This window comes from Vibrio sp. 070316B, from assembly GCF_013114115.1.
In the GTDB taxonomy this organism is placed as follows: domain Bacteria; phylum Pseudomonadota; class Gammaproteobacteria; order Enterobacterales; family Vibrionaceae; genus Vibrio; species Vibrio chagasii_B.
In genome coordinates, this window is record NZ_VTYC01000025.1 from 20903 (window position 1) to 33577 (window position 12675).

At 44.3% G+C, this 12675-nt stretch carries 10 protein-coding genes; 4 read left to right on the forward strand and 6 right to left on the reverse strand.

From position 1 onward, the window contains the following. Position 1 precedes the first annotated feature (1 nt). The 3 genes from F0251_RS17500 to F0251_RS17510 all read left to right on the forward strand — a co-directional run bounded on the left by F0251_RS17500 (position 2) and on the right by F0251_RS17510 (position 3193). Positions 2-379 (forward strand): YgiW/YdeI family stress tolerance OB fold protein, encoded by a 378-nt coding sequence (locus tag F0251_RS17500; RefSeq protein ID WP_061030924.1) that lies wholly within the window; start codon positions 2-4, stop codon positions 377-379. 98 nt (positions 380-477) lie between these two features. Then, the gene (locus F0251_RS17505) at positions 478-1002 is read left to right on the forward strand and encodes a hypothetical protein (RefSeq protein ID WP_061030923.1); all 525 of its coding nucleotides are present in this window, start codon (positions 478-480) and stop codon (positions 1000-1002) included. A 304-nt stretch (positions 1003-1306) separates the two neighbouring features. After that, positions 1307-3193, forward strand: coding sequence for a methyl-accepting chemotaxis protein (locus tag F0251_RS17510; protein WP_061030922.1), 1887 nt, complete (start codon positions 1307-1309; stop codon positions 3191-3193). 125 nt (positions 3194-3318) lie between these two features. Here the strand turns inward: F0251_RS17510 and F0251_RS17515 are convergent, their stop codons facing one another. The 4 genes from F0251_RS17515 to F0251_RS17530 form a co-directional block, all read right to left on the reverse strand. Then, complete coding sequence (locus F0251_RS17515) at positions 3319-4926, reverse strand: ABC-F family ATPase (RefSeq protein WP_081090279.1); 1608 nt, start codon at positions 4924-4926, stop codon at positions 3319-3321. A gap of 290 nt (positions 4927-5216) precedes the next feature. After that, positions 5217-5903, reverse strand: coding sequence for a RimK/LysX family protein (locus tag F0251_RS17520; RefSeq protein ID WP_061030920.1), 687 nt, complete (start codon positions 5901-5903; stop codon positions 5217-5219). An 11-nt stretch (positions 5904-5914) separates the two neighbouring features. Then, positions 5915-7099: an amino acid aminotransferase gene (locus tag F0251_RS17525; protein ID WP_061030919.1), complete on the reverse strand. Its 1185-nt coding sequence runs from the start codon at positions 7097-7099 to the stop codon at positions 5915-5917. Between the two features lie 211 nt (positions 7100-7310). Further along, positions 7311-8147 carry an AraC family transcriptional regulator gene (locus tag F0251_RS17530; protein WP_171731471.1) on the reverse strand — a complete coding sequence of 279 codons (837 nt, stop codon included), beginning with the start codon at positions 8145-8147 and terminating at the stop codon, positions 7311-7313. Positions 8148-8237: 90 nt separating this feature from the next. Between F0251_RS17530 and F0251_RS17535 the strand changes: the two genes are divergently transcribed. After that, positions 8238-9665 carry an MATE family efflux transporter gene (locus F0251_RS17535; protein WP_171731472.1) on the forward strand — a complete coding sequence of 476 codons (1428 nt, stop codon included), beginning with the start codon at positions 8238-8240 and terminating at the stop codon, positions 9663-9665. 117 nt (positions 9666-9782) lie between these two features. Here the strand turns inward: F0251_RS17535 and nrdG are convergent, their stop codons facing one another. Together nrdG and nrdD are read right to left on the reverse strand one after the other, a co-directional pair. Further along, complete coding sequence (gene nrdG, locus F0251_RS17540; protein ID WP_171731473.1) at positions 9783-10253, reverse strand: anaerobic ribonucleoside-triphosphate reductase-activating protein; 471 nt, start codon at positions 10251-10253, stop codon at positions 9783-9785. Between the two features lie 156 nt (positions 10254-10409). Beyond that, complete coding sequence (gene nrdD / locus F0251_RS17545; protein ID WP_171731474.1) at positions 10410-12530, reverse strand: anaerobic ribonucleoside-triphosphate reductase; 2121 nt, start codon at positions 12528-12530, stop codon at positions 10410-10412. Positions 12531-12675: the final 145 nt, after the last annotated feature.

Genomic DNA, 12675 nt, shown 5'->3' on the forward strand with positions numbered 1-12675 from the left:
CATGAAAAAAACTGTATTAGCTATCGCAACCACTATTATTCTTGCTCCAACTTTCGCAATGGCTGGTGACCACAAAGGTAACAAGCACGAGAGCCCGATTGCTTACACAGGACCTATTGAAACCGTTTCTGTAGCGACCCTACTTGCAGACACAAGCATGTTTTCTGAGCAAGACGCGATTGTAGACGGCAAGATTGTTCGTCAACTTAAGAACGACACATTTATCTTCTCTGACGGCCAGAGCGAAATTCAAATTGAACTGGACGACGATATCCGTCTAGCACAACCGTTAACAGCAGATACCAAAGTACGTATCTTCGGTGAATACGAAGGTGGCAAAACACCGGAAATCGAGGTTGACCACATCCAAATTCTATAACCGACAAATATAAAACTAACGACTTCAAATAAATTGGCCTGCATATTGCAGGCTTTTTTGTATTATACTGCCGCAAAATACATTTATATGGAGTCACCATGCTAGGTTGCACTAACAAGACTGTCCTTTTAGGACTAGCTGCACTGTGTTCATTCTCTGCGTCTGCAAACAACTTTAACTACAACACATTCGAGCTGCGCATGGGTACCAGCCCTAGTACTTTCGGTGGTGAAGTCACAACCATGTTTACTCAGAACTCACACTTTGTGGCTCGCATCGATTCAGAATTTGAAAGTGATTGGGATGCTGCTGTCGGTATGGGTTTTAACGGTCCAATTAGTCAATTTGCTGATGTGACTGGCCAAATGCTACTTCACAACATTGAGCGCAATGACGACAACCACATCAAGACTGAAATTAACCTAGGCTTAAGAGCGTGGTTAATGGCAAACGTTGAAGTTAACGCTCGCCTTGGTCAGCTGATCGACAATGATGATACTCGCTCAATCGTGGGTATTGGTGCCCGTTTCCATTCAACAGAACAACTGTCTGTTGGTCTAGATATGCGCAATAACGGTACATACGGACATCAGCTGTTAATGTCTGCTCGATTCGGCTTCTAAGCTCACTATACCCCCTAATGTAAGTGGCTAATTCTTATTGATTATTCATTTACAGCATGATTTTAAGGCTAATGGGTTCTTTACCTGTTAGCCTTTTTTCGTTCTCATCTTTTACCATCAGTTTTATACAAACAGCTTCACGACACGCTGCGTTCTATTCTTGATTTGGGCCATCCAATCACAACCGCTCTAGTACCTTTTATACAATTAAATTATTAATAAATGCCAATTGATAAAACAGCTTTACTGCAATATGGCGTACTGATACTCTTTGCGAAAATTTTGCTGAAAATGGAGTACCTTAATGGGTGTAAGCAGCATTTCTATTAAGAACAAACTAACGTTGATGTTTGTTGTCATTATCTTCGCCATGACGATGATTCAAACTTATATCACTGGCAAGCAACTGTTGAACGAAACTTACCGTTCTATCCAACAATATTCGACCACGCTTACCGAGGCCAATGTTTCTGGAATTGAAAAGTGGATAGAAGGTCGTATTAACGTTGTAAATGCAGCGAAAGACGCGTTCAAATACACGGACGATCCAAAAAGCTATTTCACCCAAAGTACTAACGCAGGTCGATTCCAAATTGCGTATGCTGGACTTTCTGACGGCCGTTTCCTACAAGGTGTCGATTTGCCCGTACCCGAAGGTTATGACCCTCGCACTCGCGACTGGTACAAAGTACCAATGTCTACAGGCAAAACAGTAGTGACAGAACCCTACGTCGATGTGGCAACCAATGACCTTGTCGTGACCATTGCCAGCCCTTTCAATACCAACGGGTATTCAGGTGTTATTGGCGCAGATCTTAACCTAAATACGTTGATTAACGATGTTGTAAGCATTGAGCAGCCAGGCGTTTACGCATTCCTTGTCGATGGAAATGGTAAAATTGTTGCCCACAGAGACCGTGACCTTACGCTTAAATCAGTTGCTAACGTCTCACAAAACCTCTCAGCGAATAAGATCAAATCGCTATCTCAAGATCCGGGTTTTGAGGAGATGAGCATCGACGGCGCGGAGTCTCTGCTTTCAGCGAAAAAAGTTCCTCATACCGACTGGTACTTCACTGTCGTTATCGATAAATCCCAATCTTTTGCTTCTTACCGCTCGTTGCTTCGCCAATCGGCCATCTTTGGCCTGATTCAGCTTGCCGTTATTGCATTTGTGGCAATGTTTGTCATTAAGAAAGCACTCGCCCCCCTAACAACGTTAAGTTCAGCAATGGAAGCACTATCTAAAGGCGATGGTGATTTAACCCAACGTATTACCGTCAACAGCAAGGACGAAATTGGCACACTGGCTCATCACGTGAATGCGTTCATCGCTAAGCTACAAGAAATTGTCCGTGATATCGCAGACTCTTCTAGCCAATTGAACGAGCAATCTGAAGTCAGTACCAATGTTGCTCGCCAAACGAGCGATGGCCTAACAGTTCAACTGCATGAGATCTCGCAAATCGCAACCGCAGTTCACGAGATGTCGGCAACGGCTGAGGAAGTGGCAAACAACGCACAGATGACAGCAGATTCAGCGATCAGTTCTACTGAAAACTGTGAGCAAGGCAAGCGTGTGATTATTCGTAATCAAGATTCAATCACTAACCTTGCACAACAGGTAGAAAATGCATCGGGCATCATTCAAGAGCTTGAAAAGAATGCCCTAGACATTAACGCGATCCTTTCAACAATTTCAGACATCGCAGAGCAAACTAACCTACTTGCACTTAATGCAGCGATTGAAGCGGCACGTGCTGGTGAACAAGGTCGTGGTTTCGCAGTGGTTGCAGATGAAGTACGCGTGCTATCTCAACGCACTCACAGCTCTACTGATGAGATTCGTGAAATGATTGAGACTCTGCAGAAAAACAGTGTTAGTGCCGTTGAATCAATGCAGCGTAGCCAAGACTTAGCTCAATCTAGTGTTGATGATGCGAACAATGCCACCACAGCGCTTGAAGAGATCGCAACATCGATCCAGCAGATCTCTGATATGGCGTCACACATCTCAAATGCGGCATCTGAGCAAAGAACCGTGACTGGCGAAGTAAGCAAAAACATCCAATTAGTTAATGATGTGTCAGACAAGATGTCGACGGAAGCCGATAACTCGCGCCACCTTTCAGAAGAATTACGTGGCATCGCCCAACAGTTGAATACCCAAGTTCAGTTGTTCAAGTACTAATAAGATCATTAGTACTAGCTAACAAAAAGCCCCCGAACACAACGGTGCTCGGGGGCTTTATTTTCTTCTGGTGATGAACCAATAGTATCAGTTCACCTACCTCAATCAGTCTTGCATAGTGACTGTTACAGGTTAACCATCAGCATCTTTTTCTGATGATCTAGGTACTCTTCATAAGTACCTTGGAAACTCACTAATTGCTGGTCTTTCACATCAATGATGTGTGTTGCCAGTGAAGATACAAACTCACGGTCGTGACTCACAAAAATAAGCGTACCTGGATAAACCTTCAGCGCATCATTTAGCGCTTGGATCGCTTCCATATCCATGTGGTTCGTTGGTTCGTCCATCACAAGAACATTGATGTCTTGCATCATTAGCTTACCAAATAGCAGACGGTTCTTCTCACCACCAGAACAGTTACGTGCTTTCTTGTTTGCGTCATCAGCAGTAAACAGCAGACGACCTAGAATGCCACGCACCATTAAGTCATCGTGCTTCGCTGTACGCCACTGTGAAATCCAATCGAATATGCTCAAATCGTTGTCAAAGTCTGCGCTGCTATCTTGCGGGCAGTAGCCGACTGATGCGTTTTCAGACCATTTTACGATACCTTGGTTTTGCTCCAATTCACCAACTAGACAGCGTAGTAAAGTGGTTTTACCTACGCCGTTCTCACCGATAACCGCAAGGCGCGTACCCGCCTCAAGTAACAAATTACCACCAGCAAATAGCGTCTCGCCTTCGAAACCGTGGCCTAGCTCTTGAAGCTCAAGCGCTTGACGATGCAGCTTTTTACCTTCGCCGAAGTTAATTGATGGGCTCATACGGCTCGAAGACTTCACTTCATCAAGGGTGATCTTTTCCATCTTCTTGGCACGAGAACTCGCTTGCTTCGCTTTTGATGCATTGGCACCAAAACGGTTTACGAAGTCTTGCAGTTCGTTTATTTCTGCCGTTTTCTTCGCATTAGAAGCCAGAAGTTGTTCACGACGTAAACCCGATGCTTCTAGGAAGTACTCGTAGTTACCTGGGTAGATGCGAAGTTCACCGTAATCGATGTCCGCCATGTGCGTACATACCGAGTTCAGGAAGTGTCTATCGTGCGAAATGATGATCATTGTACATTTACGCTGGTTTAGCTCTTCAGCAAGCCAGTTGATGGTGTGAATGTCCAAGTTGTTGGTCGGTTCATCAAGTAACAGAATGTCTGGGTTCGCAAACAATGCTTGTGCCAAAAGCACACGCAGTTTCCAACCTGGAGCCACTTGCTGCATCAGGCCAAAATGAAGCTCTTCTTCAATACCCGCTTGAATAAGAATATCTCCAGCACGACTTTCCGCTGTATAGCCATCCATTTCAGCGAACTCGCTTTCAAGCTCTGCCACTTTCATACCGTCTTCTTCGCTCATTTCAGGCAAAGAGTAAATACGGTCACGCTCTTGTTTTACTTCCCATAACTTTCTGTCGCCCATGATCACAACGTCGATTACGCTGTACTGCTCAAAAGCAAACTGATCTTGGCTCAATACGCCCAGTTTTTCTCCAGGAGTGATTGAAACGTTGCCCGAGCTTGGCGTTAATGCGCCACTTAGGATTTTCATGAACGTTGATTTTCCGCAACCATTGGCGCCGATCAAGCCATAACGGTTTCCGTTACCAAATTTAGCAGAGATGTTTTCAAACAGAGGCTCTGCGCCAAATTGCATTGTGATGTTCGCGGTAGATATCAAAGAAGTAATTCCTAAGCGTGTACTGGATAGATCGTTATTAGGTCACTGAATAAACCTAAATAAGGACTACGAAAGTATGGATTAAACAAAAACGAAGCGCGGATTATATAGAGATCTGGATCACGTTGTCGAGGCTAAACAGTAACCTGATGACGAACAGAGCCGAATTAACGATATTTACTAAGATTTTAGACCGTAAAACGAAAAAATCCCCGCTAATTCAATTAGCAGGGATTCAATTTTCCAAAAGAGAAAGTCTCAGAACAAGTCTGAATCAACAGAAGCTAAGTCTATTTAGTCACTTTCTTCTGAACGTACTTCTGGCTTACATCGACAACCGCAACATCTCTAAAGAAGCTTCTTCCCAAAAGAAGTGGGAAAGAAAGATGCGTTCGATCTGCAAGTGTAAATTCAGTTTTGTCTTTCAGGTCACCAATTTGGATAGAAGCTACAACCACGGCACGACGTTGTGTGCCTTCAGCGCTAGATTGTTTGATCTTCACCCAACGCTCTACAGGTAAGCTGATCTCTTCTGTTGTGATGCCATCATGTTCAATCTTGAATTTAACCCAGTCTTTTCCGTCACGCTCAAAATCGACGATATCAACCGCACTGATTGAAGACGTTGTCGCACCAGTATCGACACGTGCTTTAAACGCTTCTTTCAAACCTGGAACAAATACCCACTCTTCTTCACCAAGAATCAATTTACCATCACTGGTTTTTGTAGGTTTCGCTACTGGCTTTTCTTCAGGTTTTGGCTTTGCTTCTGGTTCAGCTGGTTTTACTTCTTCTGGCTTCTCAGTAGGTTCCGTTACTTTGTCGCCTTCAGTTGCGTCAGGCTTAGAAGAGTCATCAACTACTGGTTGTTCGACCTGAGGCTTTTGCTCTGGTTCAACTGGCGCTTGAGTCGTAGTTGAACAAGCAAACAGACCGCCACTTAACATTAGGATTATAATCGCTTTCCAATTATACATTCAGTCACCTTCTATTTTGATACGTTGGCTATCGCTTTTGCTACGTAAGGAATATGGGATTCAGAAAGGCCTGCAATATTGATGCGTCCGTCACCAACACCGTAGATGCCATATTCTTCACGTAATTGATTCATTTGAGTTTCTTTAAAGCCTAGTACAGTAAACATACCTTTATGGCTTTCAATGAAATCAAATTGTGACGTGTTATAAGTATTTCGCAATTCATCACATAAACTTTGGCGCAGATTTAACAAACGTTGCTGCATTTCACTCAACTCTTGCTTCCAAATCGATGTTAGCTCTTGATTCTGAAGAATTGTTTTCACCAAAGCCGCACCGTGATCTGGCGGCATCGTGTAAGTTGAGCGAGCAAGCGTCAGTAGCTTACCTTTTGCGTTGCCAACGTGTTCGCTATTCTTACCAATCACAATCGCCGCGCCCGTTCTTTCTCGGTACAAACCGAAGTTCTTTGAGCAAGAAGTGGTAATCAACATCTCTTCCACGTTGTTCGCCATATGCTGAAGACCTTTCGCATCTTCTTCTAAGCCGTCACCAAAGCCTTGGTAAGCAATATCAACAAACGGCAAGAAGCCATTTTTCTGCGATAGTTTGGTAATTTCCTGCCACGCCTCAAAGTCGATATCCGCACCCGTTGGGTTGTGACAGCAACCGTGCAGTAGTACCACATCTGATGGACCCGCTTTTGAAAGGTCATCCAACATTCTTGCGGTATCAACTTGCTTCGTTTCAGGACTGAAGTAATTGTAGTATCGAACTTTTAAGCCTGCCGCCTCCATCACCGGTTTGTGGTTAACGTAGCTTGGGTTTGAAATCCAAACCGTGGTGTCTGGTTGAGAAACTTTCATTAAGTCACCCAACATACGAAGTGCTCCACTTGCACCTGGTGTTTGAATCGCAGCAACGCGATCCATTGCAGAAGTCCCTTTAAGCAGCAGATCAACCATGCTCTGGTTGAACTCTTCACAGCCTGCTAGGCCAACGTAAGCTTTGGTTTTCTGCGTTTCAACAACGATATCTTGAGCCATAGAAACGGCTTTCATGATCGGAGTTTCGCCTTGGTCATTTTTGTAAACGCCAATGCCTAAGTCGACTTTATCAGTACGAGTATCGCCGCGGTAAGCAACAGAAAGAGATAGAATTGGATCTAAAGTTGGTTTTGGTAGATGTGAAAACATGAAAGTCACAACCCTTTGAAATTCAAGTAATGAGTTTCACGTTAACATTATCGTAGACAAATCAGAAACATTTTTTAATAGAAGCGCTTAGTTAGAATAAGTAATCAGAGATTGGTCATTTTACGTCACAAAACAGCGCAAATTTCGAACACTTTTAGTGCTTTATCAAAAGATCAGTGGCTTGTTTAAGAAGTACCTTGTTGATTCTCAGCTAAATGCCTTGTTTGAATTGCCTTGGTGTCACGCCCGACCATGCTTTAAACCGAGTACTGAAATTGGCCGCATTAGGATACCCAACAATCTCGCCGATGTGTTGAATGGACCAATCGCTGGATTTCAACAAACGAGCCGCGTACTCCATCCTCATTCGCATGATGTGTGTCATAGGACCATGCGAATAGTAACGCTGGCATAAGCGATGAAAATGCGGTTCTGAACACGGAAACAGGCTTGCCAGTTCATGCACGTTCCACTCTTTGTGAAGCTGCTTTTGAACACTGTCGAACACTCGTCTCAAACGAATCAAATTTCTTGATTGTTGCTGCGGAACCGGCGCGTTAATCATGAACTCGATTTGAGCCACACTGTGATTGGCAATCGCTCCACCTAAATCAATTGGCAAAGCAATACTTCTTAGCAAGGTATGTATGCAAGATGAGACGACTTCTGCTGCTGGGGATAACGTGTAACTCACCTCATCAGTAACGACATTCTCCCATTGTTTATCAGGCGATAGAAAGATCCACGCTATTTGCCATGTTTCTTCTTCAATACCAAAACCGTTCTCAACGCCTGCTGGCACAGTAATGCACGACCCCGGCTCTAGAATATATCGACACCCTTCACTTTCAAGCCACCCTTTGCCTCTTACGGTGTACAGCAGCATATGTTTTTGTTGGTTCTTTCGATAAACAGAAAAGAAATCGCGGCACGATGCTGTCCCACATTGAACGATACCTAGCTCTTCAAATGCCAATACATGGCTTTGATCGACAAACTCTTGATGGGTCTTTTCAGAAATGTCGTAACGTTCTTGTTTATCACTCATACCACTGTTAACTCATTCAATTGGCCAACCCATAAAAGTAGATAGTTTGGCAAAAGTTTGTGATTAACCTGAACAATACAGCTAAAACAAATGCCGATACACTTCTCGCATATTCACGACAGGGGAAGTGCGATGCTCTCGACATATCGTCATTTAGACAAAGATTTTTGGCAAAAGTTACTGCACATCGGTTTACCTGTGTCTCTGCAAACCATGTTGTTTTCATTGCTCGGCGTAGTCGATATTTTCATGGTCAATCAGCTTGGTGATGCGGCAACCGCAGCAGTTGGTGTTGGCAACCGTATCTTCTTCTTTAACCTAATCATGGTATCGGGAATCAGCGGTGCAGTCAGTGTGCTAGCTTCGCAATATTTTGGTGCGGGCGATTTCAATGGGATTCGACGTGTCTTGTCGCAATCTTGGGCCTTGTCTATCTTTGCCATCATCCCTTTTATTTTGATTTACACATTGGCTCCTGAATCAGTCGTGTCTGTGGTGGCCTCAGACCCTGATTACATCCGCTTGGCAACGGATTACCTTTGGATAACAGGAGCCAGCCTTATTGGTACGGCAATCGTTGTGCCGCTAGAAAGCGCACTGCGATCGGTTGGTGAAGCCAAATTGCCCACCAAGATCAGTATTTGGGCAATCATCGTCAATGCGATTCTCAATGCTCTGCTGATCTTCGGACTATTTGGCTTTCCAGAACTCGGCGTGGTTGGCGCAGCGATTGGCACCACAGCTTCTCGATTCTTTCAGACGATTGCATTGCTTGTTATGGCGAGAAAACATTACGCGCATCTATTCCCTACGATTGAGAGTTGGCGTGATGCAATATTGCCTAAGCACAGAAAGAAGTACTTCAAGATTGCGATTCCTATGCTGATTCACGACACGGCATGGGCTGGTGGAATACTGATTTACAACGTTATTGTAGGTCAGATCGGGGTTGGTGAACTTGCGATCATCTCACTGCTATCTCCAGTGGAAAGTATCTTAATTTCAGCTTTCTTAGGTTTTGCCGTCGCTGCTTCGATCATCCTTGGTAATGAGATTGGTGCTAAGAACTATCAACGTGTTGAAAACACCGCTTGGGGCTATGTATTTGTAAGCTGTGCGCTTGCGACACTATTGGCACTGCTGTGTTTTATCGCCAAGCCTGCCATTATTCAATTAATCGATTTAACGCACCTAGAACTCAAAGATACAGCGGTCAACGTAGCCTTGGTGATGGCGGCAGGGATGATATTGAGAGTGTTCAACATGGTTGGCATCGGAGGTGTTTTAAAGAGTGGTGGGGACATCAACTACAGCATCTTTATCGACATATTCGGCCAGTGGGCGATTGGCATCCCCCTCGCCTACTTCACCGCTTTGGTGCTTGGCTGGTCTTTAGAATGGGTTTTGATGATTGTGTTACTGGAGGAGCTGGCGAAGATCGCGTTAACTAGCCAGCGAATTCGTTCTAAGAAATGGATAAACAACCTCATAGAAGAGCCTAACCAACTAACCACTTAATATTTATTTGAACTACTAGAACAAACGAAAAGAACTCACACCCAAGGGCTGATTGATTGCATTGCGCTAACCATGATGCCCTTTTTCGTTTTACAACAATACGAAGTGACGACAGCCTTAGTTATCAGTGAATCGATGGATAATTTGGTTTGAACTACCACGCCAATCCAACATCGGATCCGCTTTATCTTGCTCAAAGCGACCATCAATCAAAGTATCGACATATTCCAGCACTTGCTTCTGCTTTTCATCGAGTTCGTCTAGCTCGTAGCCCGTCCACATCCAGATATCTTTGCCTTCGCATTCAGCTTTTACACGCTGAACAAGCTTAAGCACTTCAGACACATTCGCAGGATGCAGAGGATCACCACCAGAAAGCGACAAGCCACGACGTTTGATTCGCGGGTCATTCAGATCGGCAATAATGTGGTCTTGTAGTTCTTGAGTGAACAAATGCCCAGAATCCAACCTTTGCGTCGACTGGTTATAACACCCACGGCACTGGTGCACACAACCCGATACGAACAAGGTGCAGCGTGTTCCGGGGCCGTTTACAACGTCGATTGGGTGATATTGATGATAATTCATAAGGCAGTATTGATAACTCGTGATGGCTTAGTGGTTTAACTCGAAAAATAGCGAGAAGTGAAACAAATGAATTGGTATCGACATAGCGCCAATACCAATCTTATTTCTTAGAAACTTAGCTCTTCTAAATAAGCTAGCTATTGATCTTAGGGCTTATTAAAGATGCTTCACGCGGCGTTTAACTTCTTCTTGCTTACCGAAGTTAAATGGGCGAGCGTCTGGACTACCAAGGTAACCACAAACACGACGTGTTACCGATACTTTGGTTGAGTCATGGTTGCCACACTTAGGACACGTAAAGCCCTTGCTTGTACAGTCAAACTCACCGTTGTAACCACACTCGTAACACTCATCAATCGGTGTGTTGGTGCCGTAGTAAGGAACACGTGTGTAGCTGTAATCCCATACGTTTTCTAATGCTTCGATGTTCTTCTGCATGTTAGGGAATTCGCCGTAACAGATGAAACCACCACTAGAAATTTCAGGATAAGGCATCTCGAAATCGATCTTGTCGTATGGGTTCACTTTCTTCTGCACATCTAAGTGGAAGCTGTTTGTGTAGTAACCACGGTCTGTTACACCATCAATCACACCAAACTCTTTGGTATCGATGCTGCAGAAGCGGCTACATAGGTTTTCACTTGGTGTGCCGTATAGGCTGAATGCGTAACCTGTCTCTTTGGTCCAAGATTCCACTTCACGCTTCATGTACTCCACCAGCTCAAGCGCTTTAGCACGCATTTCGCCATCGTCGTACAGGTGAACGTCAGTACCGTAAAGCGCAGTCATCGCTTCGTGGATACCAATGTAACCAAGGGACACAGAAGCACGGCCGTTCTTAAAGATATCAGCAATAGAGTCGTCTGCTTTCAAGCGAACACCACATGCACCTTCCATATATAGGATTGGAGCAACACGCGCTTTCACGTTTTCTAGACGAGAGATACGAGTTTCCAATGCGCGACGAGCAAGCTTCAGTTTTTCATCTAGCAACTCGTAGAACTTAGCCATATCTTGTTTTGCGTTGATCGAAATACGTGGCAAGTTCAAGCTCACAACACCTAAATTGTTACGGCCTTCATGGATAAGCTCGCCGTTTTCTTCGTATGTATTCAAGAAGCTACGGCAGCCCATAGGTGTTTTGAATGACCCTGTCACTTCTACTACTTTGTCGTAGTTAAGAATGTCTGGGTACATGCGCTTAGACGCACACTCAAGTGCCAGTTGCTTGATATCGTAGTTTGGATCTTGTGGCTGGTGGTTCAAGCCATCTTTGATTGCAAATACCAGTTTAGGGAACACGGCTGTTTTACGGTTCTTACCCAAACCTGCAATGCGGTTTTTCAAGATTGATTGCTGAATCAGTTTCGAGCCCCAGCTTTCACCTAAACCAAAACCAAACGTCACGAATGGTGTTTGACCGTTAGCGGTGTGCAGTGTATTTACTTCGTATTCAAGAGATTGGAATGCGTCGTAACACTCTTTCTCAGTGCGAGAAATAGCAAACGCTTCTGGGCTGTGAATGTCCCACTCTTTCGCTAACGATAAATGCTTCTCGTAACTTGCCATCACGTAAGGTTCTAAAACCTCGTCGATACGGTTGATTGTTGTACCGCCGTAAATATGGCTCGCCACTTGTGCGATGATCTGCGCAGTTACTGCCGTTGCGGTAGAGATAGACTTAGGCGTATCGATTTCTGCATTACCCATCTTGAAGCCATGCGTTAACATGCCTTTCAAGTCGATAAGCATACAGTTAAACATCGGGAAAAACGGTGCGTAGTCTAAATCGTGGTAGTGAATGTCACCACACTCGTGAGCATGTACGATGTCACGTGGCAAAATGTGAGTTTTTGCATAGTGTTTAGCCACGATACCCGCCAGCAGGTCACGCTGAGTTGGGATTACTTTGCCATCTTTGTTCGCGTTTTCGTTGATTAGATCAACGTTGCTTTCTTCGATCAAACCTTCGATTTCACGAGTTAACGCACTTTGCTTCTCACGTGCAATATCGCGATCATGACGATATTCGATGTATGCACGTGCTAGAGACTTATATGGTCCCTGCATTAGCTCGTTCTCGACCATGGTTTGAATTTCAGAGATATGAACTTCATCGTAGTCTTCGAGCTTCAACTCAACTGCTAATGCCACATTCAATGCATAAATAGCAATTTCCTTATCGGTTTTGTCTGATGCTGCTTCCACTGCAGCCTGGATGCGATCTCTACTGAATGGAGCTCTTGAGCCATCACGCTTGATTACGATTGATTTCACCACTTCTCCTTACTCTTGAGGTATTCACAGACTTATCCACAAACACACTATATAGAGCGATTTACCGTTAAACTAACACTAGATATTGTGGCGTATTTAACGAGAACCACCAAACTTGGGTATTGATTTGGATCAATAAAAAGAG